Source organism: Enterococcus sp. FDAARGOS_375, from assembly GCF_002393265.1.
GTDB lineage: Bacteria > Bacillota > Bacilli > Lactobacillales > Enterococcaceae > Enterococcus_D > Enterococcus_D innesii.
On record NZ_CP023515.1, the window covers coordinates 1,442,953 to 1,464,651 of the forward strand.

The following is a 21,699-nucleotide window of genomic DNA, read 5'->3' on the forward strand; positions in this document are numbered from 1 at the left end:
CTTCTGCGTTTTCTTCACAATGGACATTTTACCACAAATTCACTGGGAAGAAAGCCCTTTATACGTTAAAACGGAACAACATCACGTCGCCATCTTGCACGACATAATCTTTTCCTTCCAAACGTACCCGACCGGCTTCTTTGGCCGCTTGCATCGTGCCGTATTGGTTCAGATCCTCAAAGGAAACAGTTTCCGCACGAATAAAGCCGCGCTCAAAGTCCGTATGGATGATCCCCGCTGCTTGCGGTGCTTTGATGCCTTTACGGAACGTCCACGCACGCACTTCTTGTTCACCAGCAGTAAAGTACGTTGCTAGACCCAGCAAATCATAGGCGGCACGAATCAATTGATCCAACCCTGATTCTTCAATTCCTAATGCTTCTAAAAACTCTGCTTTGTCTTCTTCTTCCAGCTCAGCGATCTCTTCTTCAGCACGAGCACTGATGACGATCACTTCCGCATTTTCGCTTGCTGCAAATTCTTTCACTTTGTTGACATAGTCATTGGTTTCATAGTCTGCCACGTCTTCTTCTGCTACGTTGGCAACGTATAAGACTGGTTTGGTCGTTAGTAAAAACAAACTTTTGACGATGCGCTGTTCTTCGTCTGTAAATTCGATCGAACGAGCAGAGATCCCTTCTTCTAAGACCGGTTTGATCTTATCAAGAACGGCCAGTTCCGCAACTGCATCTTTGTCTTTGGTTTTGGCAATTTTTGCGACCCGAGTATAGCGCTTGTTGACGGATTCTAAATCTGCTAAAACCAACTCCAAATTGATGGTGTCGATATCAGCTAATGGGTCCACGCGGCCTTCTACGTGGGTGATGTTGTCATCGTCGAAACAACGAACGACATGACAGATCGCATCCACTTGGCGGATATGGCTCAAAAATTGGTTTCCTAATCCTTCCCCTTTGCTGGCACCGCGGACGATTCCGGCAATATCCGTAAATTCAAAGGTGGTTGGGACCGTCTTTTTCGGACGGACTAATTCTGTTAAACGCTGTAAGCGCCAATCTGGCACTTCCACCATTCCTACATTCGGATCGATCGTCGCAAACGGGTAGTTTGCGGCTTCTGCTCCTGCTTTGGTTATTGCATTAAATAAAGTAGATTTGCCCACATTTGGCAATCCAACGATTCCGGCAGTTAACGCCATGCTTCACTTCACTCTTTCTCTTTTTTTTCTAGGATTTTCTTCATCTTTTTATCAAATTCTCGGCGCGTCATCATGACGATGTGGCCGCAATTCGTACACTTTATTTTGATGTCTGCCCCCATGCGGATGATTTCCCAACGATTGGCTTTGCAGGCATGCGGTTTTTTCATTTCGACAATATCCCCAAGATCATACATCTTTATCACCTCAAGCTTCATCAAATTGAATGTTCAATAAATCTAAAATACGGGTTAAATCTTTTTGTGACAGGTATTCGATCTCGATTTTTCCTTTGCCTTCTTTTTCGCGGATCTCGACATTCGTGCCGAATTTATCCATTAACCGTTCTTCGCTTTCTCGTAAATAGTACGGTTTTTCCCGAATCAGACGCGGCACTTTTTTCTTTTCGTTTTTCGTGTCGTTCATCTCAGCGACCATTTGTTCTAATTGGCGGACTGTCAGATTTTCTTTGACACAACGATTGGCTAATTTTAAGATCTGTTCTTTGTTTTTCAAGCCTAATAATGTCCGAGCTTGCCCCATAGACAAACGGTCATCTTGAACCATTTCTTTGACGAGTTTCGGCAAGGACAGTAACCGCAAATAATTGGCGATATACGGGCGGCTTTTCCCTAAACGTTCAGCGACTTGTGCTTGGGTCAATTTCAAGTTCTTCATCAGCATGTCATAGGCTTCTGCTTCTTCTAAAGGATTTAAATCTTCCCGCTGCAAGTTTTCTAAAACGGCGACTTGCATCATCGCTTCTTCATCAAAATTGCGGATGATGGCGGGGATCGTTTCCTTGCCAGCTAATTTGGATGCTCGAAACCGGCGTTCACCAGCAATGATCTCATAGCCTTTGACGGATGATTGCCGCACGATGATCGGTTGAAAGACCCCCGAATGTTGGATCGAATTGGCTAGTTCTTGTAATGAAAGCTCATCAAAGGTTTTTCGCGGTTGATAAGGGTTGGGTCTTAATTCGTTTAAAGGCAGTTCAACGACTTTTTCTGTCTTGATATCGACTTCTTCTAACCCTTGCAGGTCTTGAAACAACGCATCGATCCCACGCCCTAATCCTTTCCCTTTATTCTTCACGGGCTAACACTTCCTTTGCTAACGTCTGATAGACTTCGGCTCCTTTTGAGCGTGGATCATAATCAATGATCGACAATCCATGACTAGGTGCTTCAGACAACCGGATATTCCGCGGAATAATGGTTTCATATACTTTTTCTTGGAAATAGCGGCGGACTTCCTCCACGACTTCCGCGCCTAAGTTCGTACGGGCATCATACATCGTCAGTAAGACCCCTTCGATCTCTAACTCAGGGTTAAAATGTTTTTGTACTAAACGCACGGTATTCAATAGTTGGCTCAGCCCTTCTAATGCATAGTACTCACATTGGACTGGGATCAAAATCGAATCACTGGCGGTAAAGGCATTGATCGTCAAATGACCTAAAGATGGCGGGCAATCGATAAAGATATAATCGTATTGTTCTTTGATTTCATTCAAAGCCGATTTCAATCGAGATTCCCGTGCCATCATGGAGGTCAATTCAATTTCCGCACCAGCTAATTGGATCGTCGCTGGAACGATATCCAAGTTTTCTCGGCTGCTAGGTAAAATCGCTTCAACGATCGGTGTTTCATTAACTAATACATCATAGATGTCTTGTTCCACATCTGGTTTGCGAATGCCGACACCGCTTGTGGCGTTGCCTTGGGCATCAATATCTACGAGTAACACTTTTTTGCCGACAAATGCTAAGGACGCACCTAGGTTCACCGTTGTGGTGGTTTTGCCTACGCCGCCTTTTTGGTTTGCAACAGAAATAATACGGGCCATTGATTTTCCTCCTATTTAATTGGTTGTTTCGCTGGCATTCCCGGTTTGCGGGGGTATTTCTTTGGCGTTTCTTTTTTCTTTTGAATGATCAAAAGATGGCGTTCATCGCCGCTGACCGGTAAGGTAAAGCTTTTTTCTTCAATAAATTTGCCGCCTAAGAGTGAGATCGCTGGTTTGGCTTCAACCAGTTCTTCCTCGCTTTTGGCAGCTTTGAGCGCATAAAAATAGCCTGCTTTTTTCACCAATGGCACACAGAGTTCCGTTAACACATTCAAACGGGCAACCGCACGAGCGGTCACATAATCGAATTGCCCACGAAATTGCGGGTTTTGACCAAATGTTTCTGCACGGTCATGGTACAAGTGGACATTTTCCAATTGTAGATCCGTCACAAGGGTTTGTAAAAAGGTGATGCGCTTATTTAAAGAGTCGACGATCGTCACTTCTAATTCAGGAAACACGATTTTTAGTGGAATACTTGGAAAGCCAGCACCTGAACCGACATCGCACAAATGACTTTGCGGATCAAAGGCGGTTTCAAAAGCTAAGGAAACAGAATCGTAGAAATGCTTCAAATACACTTCTGATTTTTCCGTGATTGCGGTTAGATTCATCTTCTGATTCCATTCGACTAAACGCTCGAAATAGACAGCGAATTTTTCCATTTGTTCTTCGGTTAAAACGATCCCGTTTTTGCGTAATTCTTCATGAAATTCTTCAGGTAGCATAACGAATCCTTTCTATTTTGTGAAACAGAAAAATGTTTCACAGACTAGTTCCTACTTTAACGCAAAAAGCAATGTGATGCAATAGCCAGAGATTGCTTTCTAGGAGAATTTACCATTTTTTAACTGGGGCTTTAAGGTTGGTTTAAGGCATAGAAATTATACTCATTTCAATCCAAAAAACTTTTTTCATTTTTCCTTGACCAGCAAGGCTGCCAACCTTGCTGGTCAGCTTTTCTTCGCAAAGAAACAAGCATTGATCTCAGGATCAATGCTTGTTTTTATTTCATATGAAACTTTTTATTTCACGCGAGGTTCGTTGTATTCTTCGATACGATCAGACGCGCGGGAAGCCGCATGTTTGGCTTTGTTGGTTTGACGTGAAGCAAAGTCGCCGGTTTTAGATGCAGCTGACGATACTTTGTCTTGAACCGTTTCTTGTTCCTCTTCGTATTCAGCGATCGTTTTTACATCTACAACATTGATGTTGACTTCGATCACTTCTAATTGGGTCATTGTTGTTACTTCTTTTTGGATGACTTCTTTGACTTGGTCAGCGATTTCTGGGATGTTGCGGTCATATTCAACCACGATATCTAAATCAACGGCTACTTGTTTTTTCCCTACTTCGGTATTGATACCGGCAGTCACATTGTCTGTATTGACTAATTTTTCCGCAATGTTAGAGAAGAAACCACCATCGACCGTCAACAGACCATCCACGTGTTCTAATGCGATCCCGATAATTTTTTGGATCACTTTGTCATCATAGGTCAATGAACCATGAACGGGTGCATCCCCGGTTGGTCCTTCAAAATCGTTGTGGTCAGGTTTTGGCGGTGCTGGATGATGTCCGGCTGGATTTGGATTTCCTGGTGCTGGATGATCCCCTGGTTTTGGTCCGTTTTGTTGTCCTGCTACTGCTTTTTCAGCATTTGGCACGACTGGATCAGGTGATTCAGTCATTGGAATTGCATTTTCATTGGCTTGATGATTGGTGTTGGGAACCACTGGATCTGGATGTGCGCTGACATTTTTTTCATTGTTTAATTCGTTTTTATCGTTATTCATTAAAAATTCCTCCTATAAAATACGTTATTGTTGGTTAAAAAATTCGTCGATGATACCGGTACGTTGGAGATACAATCCTAGCGCAAAACCCAAACCTGTTAGGAGTAGAATCAGCAATGTTTTGAAAAAACCGATCGTTACAAACAACACAGCCAGAACAAGGCCGATTGCTCCAAAAATCAATGGGATTTTGTATTGTTGTAGTTCGTTCATCATAGCCCTCCTATTCTACTCGCGGGTTTTCCGGAGTCTCATTTTGTTCAAAATTCGCGTAATTGACTTCGACTTTGACTTTTTCACTTGAGCCAAGCACTCGTTGGACATCTTGTTGGATTTCCGCCATTAAGTTTTCGGTTTTGCCAACTAAGGCGGACGTCCGTTTCAAGCGGCCTTTGATTTTGATCAAAATTCGATTTTTGGTCGCCTTGACATGCACTTTTGGTCCTTCAACAAATTCTTTTTCATTTACTTTCGTACGTACAAGTCCTTCGATCGCTTTCTTATCGATCGTCAATGCGCCCTTATCCTCTTTCAAAACAAAGGTTGTTTTAGTTTTTGGATAAAACAGCACGACTAAGATCACGATCAAGAATACGGCGATTAAAACAACGGCTACCCAAAACATATATTGACGCATAAACAAGTTGTCAAAGAAATACGTGACGACATTGCCTCTGCTGTCCAAACCAAATGGCAGCTGCATATAAGGATTACTCATTAATACGATTGGTAATAAGACAGTGATAAAGATCAACGAAACGATGATTGATACGATTTTCCACACTTTACTCATAGGACACCTCCTCCTTTTTCTCCGATTTTTTGATAAGCTTATAAGTTGATAGCTTCTCCTCCGGTAACACCATAAATCTGTGCTGTCACATAGCTAGCTTTATTGGAAGCTAAAAAGACATAGACGGGTGCCAGCTCAGCTGGTTGTCCTGCCCGCTCCAGTAATGCTTGCTGACCAAATTCAGGCAGCTTGTCTTGCGGTTGACCATGGTCTAATTGTAGTGGTGTCCAGATTGGTCCTGGAGCTACCCCATTGACGCGAATCCCTTTTTCAGCAAATTGTTTCGCCAAACTAACTGTAAAACTGGCGATCGCCGATTTGGTTGCCGCATAATCCATTAAATGAGCACTTGGACTAAAGGCTTGGACAGAAGTCGTTGTCACGATCGCTCCCCCAGCCGGTAAGTGTGGCTCAGCAGCTTTCACTAATGCAAACATTGAGATAATGTTTACCATAAAGGTGTCTTTCACTTGTTCAATCGGTAATTCTGCAATCGATGGCCGCGTGATTTGCTGTGCTGCGTTCAATACTAATGTATCTAACCCACCTAATGCTGCTACCGCTTTGTCAACGATCTCTTGTGGTGCCGCTTCGTCTCGCAGGTCATAGGGTAGCAAGATCACTTTACGTCCGGCTTCTTTGATGTACCCTGCAACTTCTTCGGCATCTTCTTCTTCACCTGGGAAAAAGTGTAGAGCAATGTCTGCTCCTTCTCGGGCGAAGGCAATCGCTGCTGCTCGTCCGATCCCAGAATCCCCACCGGTAATTAGTACCCGCCGGTTTTCTAACTGCTGACTTCCCTCATAAGAGTCTTCGCCACAATCAGGTTTTGGTCGCATTTCTTCTTGTAAAGCAGGCGTATCTTGTTCCTGTTTGCTGTATTTACCCGTGTGATAAAGTTCCCGTGGATCAGTCAAAATAGGTTCACTCATTCTTACGTCCTCCTTTTCTCTATAATAAAATTCTAAACCATTCATTTTTTTTTGGGAAATATAACGCTTTGTTAACAAAAATAAATCCTCGTTTATTAGAAAATGAAAAAAGAAAGTTCCCTCATTTTTGACCAAAAGCAAATGATTTCCCTTTTTTATAGAAGGGCGTAAACTAATGAGTAGTAACTGGTGGCACCTGAAAAAGGACGCCTCTTAAGAAAAAGACCTTGGATCAAGAAAAAGGAGGAAACAAACAATGCCTTGGAATGTCCGTGATTATCCTGCATCAATGAAGAATCTAGACCCCTTAGTTCGTAAAAAAGCGATCGATATCGCCAATGCGCTACTAACCGATGGTTATTCTGACGATCGGGCGATCCCGATCGCCACGAGTCAAGCAGAAAAATGGTATGACAATGCAGATGAAGAGGAGAAAAAAGCTTTTCAGAAAGAGAAAAATCCGCAAAAAGACGATGCCCATCAAACCAATAAGAATGCGAAAAACTTAATGGATGCGGATGTAGAAGTTGTGTATGAAGACGACCAATGGCAAGTCCGTTCCAAAGGGGCCAAACGTGCCAGTGATCATTTCGATAAGAAAGCAGACGCCATCGCCCGTGCCAAAGAAATCGCCGAAAACAAAGAATCCGTGGTGAACGTTTATAAGAAAGACGGCGACCATCAAAAGGATATTGATTTGAGAGAATAAAATTGGCTGCAAAAAAGCGGAAGGAGGCCTTACGTTTGTCGTTTTAACGGCGTGAAACGTTGCCTACTCTTTCGCTTTTTTGTTTCCTTTCACAGCTAGGTTTAGTGAAAACTAAAGCAACGGCTTCTTTAACGTTTCTCTTTAAAAGCAGCGGTTCGTTGTCAGAAACCTAAAAAACGAAGACCTTTTGAATGAACTATTACTTTTAAAATTTCTCGACATCCTAAAAAGTAAGCCTATGAAATGCTGATTTAGCAACAACTGTAAACCATCCGTTACCCCTGTAAACTAGCTTGTGCTTTCTTTAACTAAATAAACCTTGTATACTTGAATTATCAAAAGTACAAGGAGTGGTGTTTGTGAAAAAATTATTTTTTGTGCCGTTTATTTTTATTTGTTTCCTCTTTGCTCTCCCAGCTGCCGCCCAGACAGTGGAAGAACCAGAACTCGTTTATGACCTAGCATCAGATAGTCCCTATGAGCAGCTGATCACGGTAGATGAAGAAGGCAATGAGGTAATTTTGACCATTGAAAAATTGCCGTCATTCCGAGCAAATCTGGCAGCGGGAACGTATCGTGTGTCCAAAACATCCGCCGGTAATTGGACCGCTAGTTATAATGTAACGGTCAATAGCCGCAATCAATTTACAGGCACTTCGAATTTAAGTTTAGTTGCTCACAGAGGAAGTATCACTTCTAGTTCATTAACTCACACGTCCACCAAAGCCACCTGTACGTTTAAGCAAAAAGCAGGTATAATCACTACCAATGGGAGTGTCGTAACCACGATCTCAAATGGGAAGCTAGTTGTTAAATAGCAGATAGGAGCATACATTGGCTTTAGCAGAACAATTAAAAAGCTGTCGCGAGTCTTCGGGATTGTCGCAAACAGCAGTCGCAGAAAAATTACAGATTTCACGCCAGTCGATTTCGAAATGGGAAAATGGGCGCGGCTATCCAGATATTGAGAATTTGATTTTGTTGAGCGATCTCTATCAAGTCTCGATCGATGAGCTTTTACGTGAGAACGAAGCCTTAAAAGAGCGGATCGAAACCAATAATCAAGAAATCAACGACAAAAAAGAAAAATTGTCGTTACTCCAAAGAACGATGGCAGCAGATAAAGATGAAAGTCTGCTCTTGCTACTGTTAGCTGGAATCGGCTCCTTTCTTTTTCCTTTAGGACTGATCTTAGATGGCTTTGTTTTATGGCGTAACAAAAAAGCCAATAATTTTTATGTATTGATCTATATCGTCTGTGCCTTCTCGATTTTCTTGAATTTGTACGATGGCTATGTCCATCTCAGCAACATCATGAATTGGGGAACCACTACGATTGAAAAAGTGGAATAATTCAATTGCTAACACAAAAAGCCCGCTGCGAATTGTTTTCGCAGCGGGCTTTTGACACTCTATTTACCATTTATAAATTGGTTTTTCAAAGAATATTAACCGTCTTTAAACCTTTGCAATCTTCCCTTGTTCGATATACACCATCAAAATACTAATATCAGCTGGGTTTACTCCGCTGATACGGCTCGCTTGGGCGATGGTTTCGGGTTGGATTTTTTGCAGTTTTTGTTTGGCTTCTGTTGCCAAGCCATTGATAGCGGCATAGTCGATGTTTTCAGGAATACGTTTGGCTTCCATCCGTTTGAGTTTCTCCACTTTTTCGAGGGCTTTTTTAATATAACCTTCGTATTTGATTTGGATTTCGACTTGTTCGATTTCTTTGGGTTTCAATGCTTCATTGGCTTCGATAAATTGCAGCATTTCGGCATACGTCACTTCAGGCCGACGCAAGAATTCATTTGCTAAAACGCCATCTTTCAAGGTGGCCGTCCCTTTGGCAGTCAAATACGCTTGTACTTCTGGCGTTGGTTTGATGCGGATTTTGGATAAACGTTTGATTTCTGCTTCAACAGCTTCTTTTTTCGCTACATATGCTTCGTATTGCGCTTCTGGTACAAGCCCAATTTGATGTCCCACTTCGGTCAAACGCAGATCGGCATTATCATGACGCAGCAATAAGCGGTATTCGGCACGAGAGGTCAATAAACGGTATGGTTCATTGGTTCCTTTAGTCACCAAATCATCGATCATTACACCGATATAACCGTCGCTGCGTTTCATAATGAAGGGTTCTTTGCCTTGAATTTTCAAAGCGGCATTGATGCCGGCGATCAAGCCTTGACCGGCCGCTTCTTCATAGCCGCTGGTTCCGTTGGTTTGTCCTGCCGTAAAGAGGTTTTCGATGACTTTGGTTTCTAATGTTGGACGCAATTGATGAGGTACCACGACATCATATTCAATGGCGTAGCCCGTCCGCATCATTTCCGCTTTTTCTAAACCTGCGATGGAATGCAGCATTTGGACTTGGACGTCTTCTGGCATAGAAGTAGAAAGCCCTTGAACATACACTTCTTCGGTGTTCAACCCTTCTGGTTCCAAGAATAGTTGGTGACGAGATTTGTCTGCAAAACGCACGATTTTGTCTTCGATGGATGGGCAATAACGGGCACCTACTCCTTCGACGATCCCTGTAAACATCGGCGCCCGGTGTAAATTCTGGTTGATGATTTGGTGGGTCCCTTCGTTCGTATAGGTCAACCAGCAAGGTTCTTGGTTTTGATTGTAGGCTTCATCGGGTGTGCTATAACTAAAGTGATTCGGTTGTTCATCGCCAGGCTGGATCTCCGTTACCTCATAGTTGATGGTGCTGGATTTCACCCGCGGTGGTGTACCGGTTTTAAAACGAGCGATCTCTAGACCAAGCTCTTTCAAATGATCGGCTAGTCCAATCGATGGTTGCGAGTTGTTTGGACCAGAAGAATATTTCAACTCTCCAATGATGATCTCTCCTCGCAACGCTGTTCCTGCAGTGATCACTACAGCTTGGGCTTGGTAACGAGCGCCTGTAGAGGTCACGACGCCACGACATTCGCCTTCTTCAACGATCAGCTTTTCAACGATTCCTTGGCGCAGTGTCAAATTGGCTTCTTTTTCGATCGTTCGTTTCATTTCAGCCGCATAGGCATGTTTATCGGCTTGCGCCCGCAAGGCCCGCACAGCGGGACCTTTTCCTGTATTGAGCATCCGCATTTGGATGTAGGTTTTGTCGATATTTTTGCCCATTTCTCCGCCTAAAGCATCGATTTCGCGCACCACGACACCTTTCGCTGGTCCGCCGACGGAGGGATTGCAAGGCATGAATGCGACCATGTCTAAGTTGATAGTCAGCAAGAGGGTTTTTGCCCCCATGCGGCTAGCTGCCAAGGCCGCTTCTGATCCGGCATGGCCGGCCCCAACAACGATCACGTCATAACTTTCTGCTTGATATTCTTGCATGGTGTTCTCCTTTTTACGCCAGTGGCGCATTCTTTATTTTCCTAAACAAAACTGACTAAATAATTGGGTGATCAACTCATCTTGGACACTATCGCCGACAACTTCTCCTAGATAGTCCCAGCAGCGTGTCATATCGATTTGAACCAAGTCGACAGGCATTCCTGCTTCAATCCCTTGGATGACCTCAGACAACGACTGAACGGCATTTTCTAATAAGGCAATGTGGCGGGTGTTAGAAAGATAGGAAGCATCCTTATCAGTGGTCTTCCCCCCAAAGAATAGATCGGCAATGGCTTGTTCCAGTTGATCCAAGCCTTCACTCGTCAACACAGAGACAGAAAAAATCGGTTCATCTGCTGCGTACTGCGCTAACTCAGCGGGTGCTAATTTTGGCTCAAGGTCGGTCTTATTCAATAAGATGATCCGACGGCTGCCAGCAGTTAGCTCCAGCAATTGTTTGTCTTCCTGGGTCAATCCTTCGCTTTGGTTGAGAACCAGCAAAATCAACTCCGCTTCTGCCAGTGCTTTGCGGCTGCGTTCGACCCCGATTTTCTCAACGACATCTTCTGTTTCGCGGATACCAGCCGTATCGATCAGTTTCAACGGTACCCCGCGAACATTGACATACTCTTCAATGACATCTCGAGTCGTACCAGCAATGTCTGTCACGATGGCTTTTTCTTCCCTTAATAAATGGTTCAATAAGCTGGATTTGCCAACATTTGGCCGACCGATGATCGCAGTACTCAGACCTTCTCGCAAAATTTTTCCTTGTTGGGCTGTCGCTAATAAGGCTTGGATCTGCCCTTTGACCATCGTGGCTTTTTCTAGCAATAAGCGGGTCGTCAATTCTTCCACATCATCGTATTCAGGGTAATCGATATTCACTTCAACTTGCGCCAGCGTCTCTAAAATCTCTTGGCGTAAAGTCCGAATCAAGTGGGAAAGATTGCCATCCAACTGATTGACGGCGAGGTTCATCGCTTTATCGGTCTTGGCACGAATCAGATCCATCACCGCCTCGGCTTGAGAAAGGTCGACACGTCCATTCAAAAAGGCCCGCTTCGTGAATTCCCCCGGCTCAGCCAGCCGTGCCCCTTGGCGTAAAACCAGCTGCAAGAGTTGATTGACGACCACGATCCCGCCATGACAGTTGATCTCAACGACATCTTCTCGGGTAAAGGTCCGTGGCTTTTTCATCACTGAAAGCATCACTTCATCCATCAAACGACTTTCCTCTGGATCCACGATATGACCATAATGGATCGTATGACTTGGGACTTGGGCGAGGGTTTTAGTGCCTGCTTGAAAAATCCGATCCGCAATTGCGATCGCTTCTTCCCCGCTTAATCGCACAATACTGATGGCCCCTTCGCCGGGCGGGGTGGAAATTGCGGCAATCGTATCAAATTCTTGCGTAATATTCGCCATGTTGCATACTCCTCCTATTTTTTCACATAAAAAAAGTGCCCACTCCACCCGTCAAATTGATTGAAAATCAATAAAAACGAGTAGACTTAGCACTTTGACTGCTTGTCAATTAAATTCTGGAAATAGATTAGCACATTTTGGCGCCAGTCGCAAGCTTCCTTGAAAAACTTTTAAATTTTGCATCTGTAGGCAAAAACCTTTAAAATAAAAGCAAAGAAATAAGAAAAGAGTGATCTATTATGGAAACCATCAAATCATCAAACAGTGCTGCCCGCATTAAGGAAATCATTTTATCGACAGGAAACGTGAATCGGCCTTATGTCGTGCGGGATATCGTCTTTGCGGCAGACAAAATCGAAGTAGATCTATTTGATACATCTGTGAACTTGAACGACCTGTTGGCAGATGTGACTTATCGCTTAAAAGAAACCGCCCACAGCTATGGCGCGAACGCGGTGATCAACTGTCATTTCGAACACGATCGCATCGTCGAAGGCGACAAAACCTATCTTGAGATCTTTGCCTATGGTACGGTGGTTCAATTTACTCAATCAACCATCGGCGGCTAATTCCCTCTATCATCAAAAAAAATACAAAAAAGAGTCCGCGGCATACGGACTCTTTTTTGATACCAAAGGCTGACCTACGTAACGTATGTTGACTTTGATAAGAATGATTTCTAGTCAAGGATACTTGGTTTTAAATTTGTTGTCAATCGCTTTTTCCCATCAAAAAAGGGAAAGGCTTGTCAGAGCGCCTTTCCCTTTTTTCATTAAATTCGTTTGTCCGCAGGTTCCACTACTAAGTAGCGATACGGTTCATCCCCTTCAGAATGAGTTTGAACATACGCATCTTTACTCAATACGGAATGAATCTGCTTTCTTTCAAACGCCGGCATCGGCTCTAAAAAGACCGGGCGACCAGTTCGTTTGACTTTTTCAGCAGTACGACTGGCCAAACGTTCTAAGATCGCTTGACGTTTTTCACGGTAATCCCCGACATTCACAACGATCGATAATTTGTTTTTCGCGATGCGGTGAATGTAAACTTGCGCCAAATATTGCAATGCATTCAAGGTTTTGCCGTGCTTCCCAATTAAAATGCCTTGTTTTTGCGTTTCTAAATGAAAAACGATCACGCCGTCTTGACGAGCGGTTTTTACTAAGGCAGGTGCATTCAATGCTTTTGAAATATTTGTCAGATAGAGTCCCAACTGAGCCAGTGCTTCCTCATCGGAAAGATCCGTCAGCAAAACAGGTTCGCTCGCGGCCGCCTCCATCACACTGCTTGCATCCTCTGTCGTCACAGGATCTGGTTCTACCAGCGGTTTTGCTGGTACTTCTTCAACGGGTGCCGGTTCTTCAACGATTCTTTTTTCAATGGAGACCCGTGCTTGTTTTTTTCCTAGCCCCAAGAAGCCTTTTTTACCTTCATCCAGGACTTCGATTACTGCTTGATCTTTGGTAATACCAAGGACTTGCAATCCCTCTTGAATTGCTTCAGCTACTGTCAGATTTTCATAAATCGGCATTGCAGTGCAACCTCCTCTTATTTTTTCCGTTTCTTTTTAGGACTCATTGCTTTTTTCAGCGCACGTTCACGCTCGCGTTCTTTGCGGGCGGCTTCTTCTCTTTCTTGGCGAATCTTGAATGGGTTATTTAGAATCAACGTTTGCACAACTTGGAATGCATTGGAAACGACCCAGTACAAGGAAAGTCCGCTGGCAATGTTGATCCCCATCAGCAAGATCATCATCGGCATAGCGAAATTCATAATTTTCAGACTCGCATTTGATTCCACTTGGCTCATACTTGATAAGTAGGTACTTGCAAAAGTAAAGAGCGCCGCTAAAATCGGCAAGATGAAGTATGGGTCACGATCACCCAGCTGCAGCCATAAGAATTTTCCTTCTTGCAAAGCAGGAACCCGTGAGATCGATTGCCACAAGGCCATCAAAATCGGCATTTGTACCAATAATGGCAGACAGCCGGCATAGGGATTGACATTGTTTTCCGCATACAAACGTTGTGTTTCTTCTTTTAACTTGCTTTGTGTTTCTGTATCTTTTGATGCATATTGCTGCTGCAGCGCTTTTAGCTTCGGTTGTAATTCTTGCGTTTTGCGCATGCTTTTGGTTTGAAAGTGCATCAACGGCATCAAAATGACCCGAATGATCAATGTAAAGAGGATGATCCCGATCCCGGCATTGCCGAAGGAGAGGGCTTTGATCGCCTCTGCAAAATAATAAACGATGTAACGATCCCACAGACCAGTACTTTGTGCATTTACTTCACCTGTTGCACCGCAGGCAGATAAGACAACTACTAATGAGAGAACTCCCAAAAATAGTAAGACGCGTTTCCCTTTTTTCACGTAACTAATTCCTTTCCATTAATGAATAATTTTGGCAAGCTTTAAAACATGCTCTAAATTCGAGTAGATTTCCTTTGAGGAACAAGTGGCGATACTTGGACGAGCGATCACGATGAAATCGACCGCTGGTTCGATCCGCGGCTTCATTTCCGTTAAACTCGCACGGATCTTGCGCTTGATCTCATTTCGCTTCACTGCATTACCGACTTTTTTCCCTACAGATAAACCAACTCGAAAATGTGATTGCTCTTTAGGTAAGATATACACCACGAACTTCCGATTTGCAAAAGAATTTCCTGCCTGAAAAACTTTTTGAAAATCTTGCTCTGTTTTTACTCGATAGGATTTTCTCATCTTCGGTTCCTTCACTTCTTTCAATTAAGCTTCGCGAAACGGATTGAATCCGTAACCACTCACCTGTCAATAATACCATATTTGCCAAAAGTCAGACACTATATTCCGCAAAAACGGCATAAAAAAAAACCACTGGCATTCAGTGGCTTACGCAGAAATAACCTTTCTGCCTTTACGACGACGGCTAGCTAAAACACGACGTCCATTTTTTGTACTCATACGTTTACGGAATCCGTGAACTTTTTGACGTTTACGTTTATTTGGTTGATACGTTCTTTTCATTTATTTCCACCTCCATCAGGATAATGCTTATGCGCACAGACATACTTTGATAGTATAACGAGTCAAGTACTAGTTTGTCAATAAGAAGTTTGCTCAAAATCGGGCATTCTTTATCCACAATCCCCTTGATTTGTGTGGGTTTGCTGTTTATAGCCAATTTTTGTGGATAACTTTTTCCCCAGAGTTATTTTGGCTTTTTCCACAAACAAACAGCCTGTAGAAAAGTTTTCCACAATCGTTTTCCAAGCTGTTGATAACTGCCCTAAAACCTAGTATTGTCAAGGCGTGATCTTCACATTGATCTGTGGATAAAGGAGATTTTTTTACAGTTATTCACATTCTTTTTCTGCCTGTGGATAGTCGAATTTCGAATATGTGCATTTCCTTTTTTCATTTATCCCGTTTTGTGGAAAAGTATTTTTTTCTAACCTTTTTTATCGTAATCTGTGGAAAACTTTTTCAATCCGTGCTATTTTAGTTATATCTATTCTTAGTTATAGGAGGACAATTTATGCCATCTGCTGATTCTATTTGGCAAGATCTTCAACGATCCTTTAAAGAAGAGCTGAATCCGGCCAGCTATAGCGCTTGGATCGAGACTGCCAATGTCTTGTCGTTTGAAAAAAATCAGCTGCTGATCGAAGTACCCAGCGATCTTCATAAATCTTATTGGGAAAAAAATCTAGCTGCCAAAATTGTTGAAATGGGATTTATGAAAACTGGTGAAGAATTGATTCCTAGTTTTGTGACTGTCGAAGAAGCAGAAGCTTTAAAAACAGCCCCATCTACTATTAAAACAACTGCAGAAGAAAACGAGCAGCCGCCGAAATCGATTTTAAATGAAAAATACACATTTGATACCTTTGTCATCGGGAAAGGCAATCAAATGGCCCATGCTGCTGCTTTAGTTGTTGCTGAAGATCCTGGGTCTATTTATAATCCGCTGTTCTTCTATGGTGGCGTTGGTTTAGGGAAAACCCACTTGATGCATGCGATCGGTCATCAAATGTTGCTGAAACGTCCCAATGCCAAAATCAAGTATGTTAGTAGTGAAAATTTCACCAATGATTTCATTACTTCTATTCAAAAGAACAAAATGGAAGATTTTCGAAACGAATACCGCAATGTTGATCTTTTGTTGGTGGATGATATTCAATTCTTAGTCAATAAAGAAGGAACCCAAGAAGAATTCTTTAATACCTTCGAAGAACTGTATCGCAATAATAAACAGATCGTCCTGACAAGTGATCGTTTGCCAAATGAGATCCCAACTTTGCCGGAACGTTTGGTTTCTCGTTTTGCTTGGGGCTTGTCCGTTGACATCACCCCGCCGGATCTAGAGACGCGGACCGCGATTTTGCGGAAAAAAGCCGAAGCCGAACGCTTGGAGATCCCCGACGATACCTTAAGTTATATTGCTGGACAGATCGATTCGAATATCCGGGAACTTGAAGGAGCACTCGTCCGGGTACAAGCTTTTGCTACGATGCAAAACTCAGACATTACAACCAGCTTGGCAGCTGAAGCCATCAAAGCCTTGAAATCAAGCCATGGCTCGACCCAAGTTTCGATTTTACAGATCCAAGAAGAAGTCGCAAAATACTATCACATTCATGTCAATGATCTAAAAGGGAAAAAACGGGTCAAAGGCATCGTCGTGCCACGGCAGATCGCGATGTATCTCTCTCGAGAATTGACCGATAGTTCTTTACCAAAAATCGGCGGCGAATTTGGCGGCAAAGACCATACCACGGTCATTCATGCCCACGAAAAAATTCAGCATTTAGTCGAAACAGATCCTACGATCAAAAATGAGATCGCTGAAATCAAACAAATCCTCTTCAGCTGATCTGTGGATAATAAATAAAAAACCAAAAAAGTTGTCCACAAGTTATTCACAGGCGTTTTCGTTAGTCTAATCACTCTTTTCTCGAGTTATCCACATTACTAACAAGCCTATTACTACTATTACTTTTATTTAATAACTATAAATTAAAGGAGTATCGCTATGAAGCTAACTTTAAATCGAACAGAGTTCATGCAAGAATTACAAACTGTCCAACGGGCAATTTCAACCAAAACCACCATCCCGATCTTAACTGGGGTAAAATTGTCCCTTTCAGAAAAAGGATTGACCATGACTGGGAGCAATGCCGATATTTCCATTGAAACTTTTTTAAGTGTGGAAAACGAAAAAGCGCAAATGCAAATCGAAAAAACAGGAGCGATCGTTTTACAAGCACGTTTCTTTAGTGAAATCGTTCGTCGTTTGCCTGAAAGTACCTTAACGTTAGAAGTTTTAGACAATAATCAAGTAGCGATCACTTCTGGAAAAGCCAACTTTACCGTCAACGGCTTAGATGCCGATAGTTATCCACATTTACCAGTTGTCGAAAGTCAAGATTCGATCGAGATTCCAGCGCACGTATTGAATAAGGTCGTTAGTGAAACAGTCTTTGCGGTTTCGCAACACGAAAGCCGTCCGATCTTGACTGGGGTCCACTTTGTCTTAGAAAATCAAAAATTATTAGCTGTTGCGACGGACTCACACCGTCTGAGCCAACGGGTGATTCCCTTGGAAAGCGGGGAAACAGCCTTCAATATCGTGATTCCCGGCAAAAGCTTAACGGAACTTTCTCGTTCCTTAACGGATGAGGAAGAAGCGATCCAAATCAGCATTATGGATAACCAAGTATTGTTCCAAACGAAAACTATGAAATTCTATTCTCGTTTATTGGAAGGAACTTACCCAGATACCAATCGTCTGATCCCTTCAAGCTTCAATACTGAAATTGAATTTTCTGTGCCAGAATTGTTACAAGCTATCGAACGGGCGTCATTGCTTTCTCATGAAGGCCGTAACAACATCGTTCGTTTGGCGATCTCCGAGGAAGCCGTTGTCTTATATGGAAACTCACCAGAAATCGGGAAAGTGGAAGAAGACCTTTCTTTTGAAAAAGTGACCGGCGACCCATTAGAGATCTCTTTCAATCCTGACTATATGAAAGCTGCACTACGAGCATTTGGTGACACCAGCATCGTGATCCGCTTTATCTCAGCGATTCGTCCCTTTACGTTGGAGCCAACAGAGAGCAAAGGCAGCTTTATCCAGCTGATCACACCGGTGCGCACCAACTAGTTTTTCATGTCTTTTGAAAAAAGTTGAAACAATCATCTGAAAATGAATAAATGAGTTAAAAGGGCTTAAAATCGTTTTTAAGCCCTTTTTTCTATTTTGGCTTCTTTTTTATCTAAAAGCAGTAAGTCTTCTGAGAATGAAAAATATGCCGATGAATTTGTTTTCTTGGCAAAAAAAGAGTATAATAGAGCTAAACGCTCTTTGATAGAATTGAGGGGAATTATGAAAATGCAAATACCGTTAGAAACGGAATATATGACACTTGGACAAATGCTCAAAGAAGTCAGTGTGATCAGCAGCGGCGGCCAAGCGAAATGGTACCTTGTAGAGCACACCGTTTTTGTCGACGGCGAGCCAGAAAATCGACGAGGGCGCAAATTGTATGCGGGAATGCGTATTGAGCTACCTGATGAAGGTACTTTTTTTATGGTGAAGAAGGAAGACGCCGATGCGGCTGAATGAGTTGCATTTAAGCAATTATCGGAACTATGATTCGCTGACACTGACTTTTGAGAAAGGTCTGGTCATTTTTTTAGGCGAAAACGCGCAAGGAAAAACCAATATCTTAGAAAGCATCTATGTATTGGCGATGACCAAAAGCCACCGCACCTCCAGTGAGCAAGAACTTATTCGCTGGGACACAGAAGGTGCGCGGATCTCTGGCAGTGTCAGTCGGGGACGCTCAACGATCCCGTTAGAACTGTTTTTGTCAAAAAAAGGACGAAAAACGAAAGTAAACCACATTGAGCAAAAAAAGCTCAGTAGTTACATAGGGCAGTTGAATGTCATTTTATTTGCTCCAGAAGACCTCTCCCTTGTAAAAGGAAGTCCCCAAGTCCGCCGCAAATTTCTCGATATGGAAATTGGGCAGATCGATCCAATCTATCTCTATGATCTCGTTCAATACCAATCCGTTTTGAAACAGCGCAATCAATACTTAAAACAGCTGAATGAAAAAAAACAGACCGATGAGATCTATTTAGATGTTTTGACGGAACAGCTGGTGGCTTTCGGCAGTAAAATCATTTTAGCCAGACAACGGTTTGTTCAGCGCTTGGCGTATTGGGCAAATCAGCTGCACCAAAAGATCAGCCAAGGAAAAGAAACCTTGCAGATCGACTACTTATCGAATGTGCCCGGTGAGGCGAATACGCTGGAGGAGATCCAACAGCAATTTGTCAAAGCCTTGGCACAAGTCAAAGACCGTGAACGATTTCGGCAAGTCACGCTGGCAGGTCCCCATCGAGACGATCTGGATTTTTTGATCAATGAGAAAAATGTTCAGACCTTTGGCTCGCAAGGACAGCAGCGAACGACGGCCTTAAGTGTTAAATTGGCAGAAATCGATTTGATGAAAGAAGAAACGGGAGAATATCCCGTCCTTTTATTAGATGACGTCATGAGTGAGCTGGATGATTCCCGACAACTGCATTTATTGGAGACCATTGAAGGAAAAGTTCAGACCTTTCTGACAACGACGACATTAGAACATGTGAAAGACAAAATGTCTGTGGAAGCAGAGATTTTTTATGTAGAGCAAGGACATATTAAAGGAGAATAGACTGAATGACAGAAGAAGAAAAAAGCTTAGTTGAACGTGCGAAAGCCTATGATGCCAGTCAGATCCAAGTGCTGGAAGGGCTAGAAGCCGTCCGCAAACGACCTGGGATGTACATTGGTTCTACCAGTTCAGAAGGTTTGCACCACTTAGTATGGGAAATCGTCGATAACTCGATCGATGAAGCACTAGCAGGCTTTGCCTCAAGTATTCAAGTGATCATTGAACCAGATAATAGTATTACGGTCGTCGATGACGGTCGGGGGATCCCCGTTGATATCCAAGCCAAGACAGGTCGTCCAGCGGTAGAAACCGTCTTTACGATCCTGCATGCCGGCGGGAAATTCGGCGGCGGCGGCTACAAAGTATCTGGTGGACTGCACGGGGTAGGTTCCTCCGTCGTTAATGCGCTATCCACGACTTTAGATGTAAAAGTCTACAAGGAAGGTAAAGTGTATTATCAAGAATACCATCGTGGGGCAGTCGTTGATGACTTAAAAGTGATCGATGAAACCGACCGCCACGGAACGACCGTCCACTTTGTTCCAGATCCAGAGATCTTTACGGAAACAACTGTATTCAATTTTGACAAATTAGCGACGCGGGTTCGGGAATTAGCCTTCTTGAACCGAGGTTTAAAAATCTCGATCGAAGACAAACGGGAAGAAAAACCCGTCTTGAAAGAATATCATTACGACGGCGGGATCAAGAGCTATGTGGAGCATTTGAATGCGAGTAAAACAGTGATTTTCCCAGATCCGATCTACTTAGAAGGAGAACAACAAGGAATCACGGTTGAAGTTTCCATGCAATATACCGATAGCTACCACAGCAATCTGTTGAGTTTTGCCAACAACATCCATACCTATGAAGGCGGAACCCATGAATTCGGGTTTAAGACTGCCTTGACACGGGTGATCAACGATTACGCCCGCAAGTCAAAATTGATGAAAGAAAACGACGAAAACCTGACCGGAGAAGATGTTCGGGAAGGATTGACGGCAGTTATCTCTATCAAGCATCCAGATCCTCAGTTTGAGGGACAAACGAAAACCAAATTAGGAAATTCGGAAGTGCGGACAGTCACTGATCGTCTTTTTTCCGAACATTTCACGAAATTCTTGATGGAAAACCCGAATGTGGGTCGTCAAGTCGTGGAAAAAGGACTTTTGGCATCAAAAGCCCGTCAAGCAGCCAAACGTGCGCGGGAAATGACTCGCCGAAAAGGTGCGTTAGAAATCAGTAACTTACCTGGGAAATTAGCCGACTGTTCCAGTAATGATCCAGAAAAATGCGAATTGTTTATCGTCGAAGGAGATTCTGCCGGCGGTTCAGCAAAACAAGGCCGCAGTCGCGAATTCCAAGCGATCTTACCGATCCGTGGGAAGATTTTAAATGTCGAAAAAGCCAGCATGGACAAAATCTTAGCAAACGAAGAGATCCGTTCATTGTTTACGGCAATGGGAACTGGGTTTGGTGCTGATTTTGATGTAGCAAAAGCCCGTTACCACAAGCTAGTTATCATGACCGATGCCGATGTCGATGGTGCCCATATCCGGACCCTACTTTTGACGCTGTTCTATCGTTATATGCGTCCAATCGTTGAAGCTGGTTATGTCTATATCGCACAACCGCCATTGTACGGTGTCAAACAAGGGAAAAATATCCACTATATCCAACCCGGCAAGAATGCCGAACAAGATTTGAAAAATACGATTGAATCACTGCCTGCGACACCAAAACCAACGGTTCAACGCTACAAAGGTCTAGGTGAAATGGATGATCACCAGTTATGGGAAACCACGATGGACCCTGAAAACCGGATGATGCTGCGGGTCAGCGTAGATGATGCCATAGAAGCCGATCAAATTTTTGAAATGCTGATGGGGGATCGCGTCGAACCAAGACGGGCCTTTATCGAAGAAAACGCGCACTACGTGAAAAATCTTGACATCTAGCCAATCGTAGAGGAG

General features: G+C 43.2%; 24 protein-coding genes. 9 read left to right on the plus strand and 15 right to left on the minus strand.

From position 1 onward, the window contains the following. Positions 1-58: 58 nt before the first annotated feature. From ychF to CO692_RS08000, 9 genes are all read right to left on the minus strand, one after another. Positions 59-1,159: a redox-regulated ATPase YchF gene (ychF, locus tag CO692_RS07960; RefSeq protein WP_005226252.1), complete on the minus strand. Its 1,101-nt coding sequence runs from the start codon at positions 1,157-1,159 to the stop codon at positions 59-61. Positions 1,160-1,167: 8 nt separating this feature from the next. Beyond that, positions 1,168-1,356 carry a DUF951 domain-containing protein gene (locus tag CO692_RS07965; protein WP_005226253.1) on the minus strand — a complete coding sequence of 63 codons (189 nt, stop codon included), beginning with the start codon at positions 1,354-1,356 and terminating at the stop codon, positions 1,168-1,170. 10 nt (positions 1,357-1,366) lie between these two features. Next, a complete protein-coding gene (locus tag CO692_RS07970) occupies positions 1,367-2,257 on the minus strand; it encodes a ParB/RepB/Spo0J family partition protein (protein WP_005226254.1) in 891 nt (296 codons plus the stop codon). Beyond that, on the minus strand, positions 2,247-3,011 hold the full coding sequence (locus CO692_RS07975; protein ID WP_005226255.1) for a ParA family protein: 765 nt from the start codon (positions 3,009-3,011) through the stop codon (positions 2,247-2,249). The genes CO692_RS07970 and CO692_RS07975 overlap by 11 nt, the downstream gene beginning before the upstream one ends. An 11-nt stretch (positions 3,012-3,022) precedes the next feature. Continuing rightward, positions 3,023-3,739 (minus strand): 16S rRNA (guanine(527)-N(7))-methyltransferase RsmG, encoded by a 717-nt coding sequence (gene rsmG, locus CO692_RS07980; RefSeq protein WP_005226256.1) that lies wholly within the window; start codon positions 3,737-3,739, stop codon positions 3,023-3,025. Positions 3,740-4,036: 297 nt separating this feature from the next. After that, a complete protein-coding gene (locus tag CO692_RS07985) occupies positions 4,037-4,807 on the minus strand; it encodes an Asp23/Gls24 family envelope stress response protein (protein WP_086293468.1) in 771 nt (256 codons plus the stop codon). 24 nt (positions 4,808-4,831) lie between these two features. Continuing rightward, entirely contained in the window at positions 4,832-5,023 is a 192-nt protein-coding gene (locus CO692_RS07990) for a DUF2273 domain-containing protein (RefSeq protein ID WP_005226258.1), read from the minus strand. Positions 5,024-5,030: 7 nt separating this feature from the next. After that, positions 5,031-5,600, minus strand: a complete 570-nt coding sequence (gene amaP / locus CO692_RS07995; RefSeq protein ID WP_086293470.1) for an alkaline shock response membrane anchor protein AmaP — start codon at positions 5,598-5,600, stop codon at positions 5,031-5,033. A gap of 38 nt (positions 5,601-5,638) precedes the next feature. Further along, positions 5,639-6,532 carry an SDR family oxidoreductase gene (locus CO692_RS08000; protein WP_008376956.1) on the minus strand — a complete coding sequence of 298 codons (894 nt, stop codon included), beginning with the start codon at positions 6,530-6,532 and terminating at the stop codon, positions 5,639-5,641. A gap of 256 nt (positions 6,533-6,788) precedes the next feature. Here CO692_RS08000 and CO692_RS08005 point away from each other — a divergent pair, with 256 nt between their 5' ends. The 3 genes from CO692_RS08005 to CO692_RS08015 all read left to right on the plus strand — a co-directional run bounded on the left by CO692_RS08005 (position 6,789) and on the right by CO692_RS08015 (position 8,594). After that, a complete protein-coding gene (locus CO692_RS08005) occupies positions 6,789-7,241 on the plus strand; it encodes a DUF2188 domain-containing protein (RefSeq protein WP_096741999.1) in 453 nt (150 codons plus the stop codon). Positions 7,242-7,591: 350 nt separating this feature from the next. After that, positions 7,592-8,059, plus strand: coding sequence for a DUF5626 family protein (locus tag CO692_RS08010; RefSeq protein ID WP_081117589.1), 468 nt, complete (start codon positions 7,592-7,594; stop codon positions 8,057-8,059). Between the two features lie 16 nt (positions 8,060-8,075). After that, positions 8,076-8,594, plus strand: a complete 519-nt coding sequence (locus tag CO692_RS08015) for a helix-turn-helix domain-containing protein (RefSeq protein WP_005226263.1) — start codon at positions 8,076-8,078, stop codon at positions 8,592-8,594. A gap of 105 nt (positions 8,595-8,699) precedes the next feature. On the opposite strand, the gene mnmG is transcribed toward CO692_RS08015, so the two are convergent. Then, the gene (mnmG, locus tag CO692_RS08020; RefSeq protein ID WP_077453256.1) at positions 8,700-10,589 is read right to left on the minus strand and encodes a tRNA uridine-5-carboxymethylaminomethyl(34) synthesis enzyme MnmG; all 1,890 of its coding nucleotides are present in this window, start codon (positions 10,587-10,589) and stop codon (positions 8,700-8,702) included. A gap of 33 nt (positions 10,590-10,622) precedes the next feature. Further along, on the minus strand, positions 10,623-12,020 hold the full coding sequence (mnmE, locus tag CO692_RS08025) for a tRNA uridine-5-carboxymethylaminomethyl(34) synthesis GTPase MnmE (RefSeq protein ID WP_086293473.1): 1,398 nt from the start codon (positions 12,018-12,020) through the stop codon (positions 10,623-10,625). A 239-nt stretch (positions 12,021-12,259) separates the two neighbouring features. Here mnmE and CO692_RS08030 point away from each other — a divergent pair, with 239 nt between their 5' ends. After that, complete coding sequence (locus tag CO692_RS08030) at positions 12,260-12,589, plus strand: heavy metal-binding domain-containing protein (protein WP_005226284.1); 330 nt, start codon at positions 12,260-12,262, stop codon at positions 12,587-12,589. A 203-nt stretch (positions 12,590-12,792) separates the two neighbouring features. Here CO692_RS08030 and jag read toward each other — a convergent pair whose 3' ends face one another. The 4 genes from jag to rpmH all read right to left on the minus strand — a co-directional run bounded on the left by jag (position 12,793) and on the right by rpmH (position 15,029). Further along, the gene (jag, locus tag CO692_RS08035; RefSeq protein WP_005232929.1) at positions 12,793-13,551 is read right to left on the minus strand and encodes an RNA-binding cell elongation regulator Jag/EloR; all 759 of its coding nucleotides are present in this window, start codon (positions 13,549-13,551) and stop codon (positions 12,793-12,795) included. A gap of 17 nt (positions 13,552-13,568) precedes the next feature. Beyond that, entirely contained in the window at positions 13,569-14,393 is an 825-nt protein-coding gene (locus CO692_RS08040) for a YidC/Oxa1 family membrane protein insertase (RefSeq protein WP_077453252.1), read from the minus strand. Between the two features lie 18 nt (positions 14,394-14,411). Beyond that, positions 14,412-14,747 (minus strand): ribonuclease P protein component, encoded by a 336-nt coding sequence (gene rnpA, locus CO692_RS08045; RefSeq protein ID WP_096742000.1) that lies wholly within the window; start codon positions 14,745-14,747, stop codon positions 14,412-14,414. A gap of 147 nt (positions 14,748-14,894) precedes the next feature. After that, the gene (rpmH, locus tag CO692_RS08050) at positions 14,895-15,029 is read right to left on the minus strand and encodes a 50S ribosomal protein L34 (protein WP_002356012.1); all 135 of its coding nucleotides are present in this window, start codon (positions 15,027-15,029) and stop codon (positions 14,895-14,897) included. A gap of 511 nt (positions 15,030-15,540) precedes the next feature. Here rpmH and dnaA point away from each other — a divergent pair. The 5 genes from dnaA to gyrB all read left to right on the plus strand — a co-directional run bounded on the left by dnaA (position 15,541) and on the right by gyrB (position 21,684). Next, positions 15,541-16,878: a chromosomal replication initiator protein DnaA gene (dnaA, locus tag CO692_RS08060; RefSeq protein ID WP_077453250.1), complete on the plus strand. Its 1,338-nt coding sequence runs from the start codon at positions 15,541-15,543 to the stop codon at positions 16,876-16,878. Positions 16,879-17,037: 159 nt separating this feature from the next. Beyond that, the gene (gene dnaN / locus CO692_RS08065; protein ID WP_005226354.1) at positions 17,038-18,168 is read left to right on the plus strand and encodes a DNA polymerase III subunit beta; all 1,131 of its coding nucleotides are present in this window, start codon (positions 17,038-17,040) and stop codon (positions 18,166-18,168) included. Positions 18,169-18,390: 222 nt separating this feature from the next. Then, entirely contained in the window at positions 18,391-18,630 is a 240-nt protein-coding gene (gene yaaA, locus CO692_RS08070) for a S4 domain-containing protein YaaA (protein ID WP_096742001.1), read from the plus strand. Next, positions 18,617-19,729, plus strand: a complete 1,113-nt coding sequence (gene recF, locus CO692_RS08075; RefSeq protein WP_077453246.1) for a DNA replication/repair protein RecF — start codon at positions 18,617-18,619, stop codon at positions 19,727-19,729. Before yaaA ends, recF begins: the two co-directional genes overlap by 14 nt. Positions 19,730-19,734: 5 nt before the next feature. Then, positions 19,735-21,684 (plus strand): DNA topoisomerase (ATP-hydrolyzing) subunit B, encoded by a 1,950-nt coding sequence (gyrB, locus tag CO692_RS08080; protein ID WP_005226359.1) that lies wholly within the window; start codon positions 19,735-19,737, stop codon positions 21,682-21,684. Positions 21,685-21,699: the final 15 nt, after the last annotated feature.

Bases quoted from the DNA above. Each gene is read 5' to 3' on its own strand.
- CO692_RS07985 (WP_086293468.1), bottom strand. From the start codon at position 4,807: ATGAATAACGATAAAAACGAATTAAACAATGAAAAAAATGTCAGCGCA.
- recF (WP_077453246.1), top strand. From the start codon at position 18,617: ATGCGGCTGAATGAGTTGCATTTAAGCAATTATCGGAACTATGATTCG.
- CO692_RS08000 (WP_008376956.1), bottom strand. From the start codon at position 6,532: ATGAGTGAACCTATTTTGACTGATCCACGGGAACTTTATCACACGGGT.
- CO692_RS07990 (WP_005226258.1), bottom strand. From the start codon at position 5,023: ATGATGAACGAACTACAACAATACAAAATCCCATTGATTTTTGGAGCA.
- CO692_RS07975 (WP_005226255.1), bottom strand. From the start codon at position 3,011: ATGGCCCGTATTATTTCTGTTGCAAACCAAAAAGGCGGCGTAGGCAAA.
- mnmG (WP_077453256.1), bottom strand. From the start codon at position 10,589: ATGCAAGAATATCAAGCAGAAAGTTATGACGTGATCGTTGTTGGGGCC.
- CO692_RS07965 (WP_005226253.1), bottom strand. From the start codon at position 1,356: ATGTATGATCTTGGGGATATTGTCGAAATGAAAAAACCGCATGCCTGC.
- CO692_RS08005 (WP_096741999.1), top strand. From the start codon at position 6,789: ATGCCTTGGAATGTCCGTGATTATCCTGCATCAATGAAGAATCTAGAC.
- CO692_RS08030 (WP_005226284.1), top strand. From the start codon at position 12,260: ATGGAAACCATCAAATCATCAAACAGTGCTGCCCGCATTAAGGAAATC.
- ychF (WP_005226252.1), bottom strand. From the start codon at position 1,159: ATGGCGTTAACTGCCGGAATCGTTGGATTGCCAAATGTGGGCAAATCT.
- jag (WP_005232929.1), bottom strand. From the start codon at position 13,551: ATGCCGATTTATGAAAATCTGACAGTAGCTGAAGCAATTCAAGAGGGA.
- mnmE (WP_086293473.1), bottom strand. From the start codon at position 12,020: ATGGCGAATATTACGCAAGAATTTGATACGATTGCCGCAATTTCCACC.
- rpmH (WP_002356012.1), bottom strand. From the start codon at position 15,029: ATGAAAAGAACGTATCAACCAAATAAACGTAAACGTCAAAAAGTTCAC.
- yaaA (WP_096742001.1), top strand. From the start codon at position 18,391: ATGAAAATGCAAATACCGTTAGAAACGGAATATATGACACTTGGACAA.
- dnaA (WP_077453250.1), top strand. From the start codon at position 15,541: ATGCCATCTGCTGATTCTATTTGGCAAGATCTTCAACGATCCTTTAAA.
- rsmG (WP_005226256.1), bottom strand. From the start codon at position 3,739: ATGCTACCTGAAGAATTTCATGAAGAATTACGCAAAAACGGGATCGTT.
- gyrB (WP_005226359.1), top strand. From the start codon at position 19,735: ATGACAGAAGAAGAAAAAAGCTTAGTTGAACGTGCGAAAGCCTATGAT.
- dnaN (WP_005226354.1), top strand. From the start codon at position 17,038: ATGAAGCTAACTTTAAATCGAACAGAGTTCATGCAAGAATTACAAACT.
- rnpA (WP_096742000.1), bottom strand. From the start codon at position 14,747: ATGAGAAAATCCTATCGAGTAAAAACAGAGCAAGATTTTCAAAAAGTT.
- amaP (WP_086293470.1), bottom strand. From the start codon at position 5,600: ATGAGTAAAGTGTGGAAAATCGTATCAATCATCGTTTCGTTGATCTTT.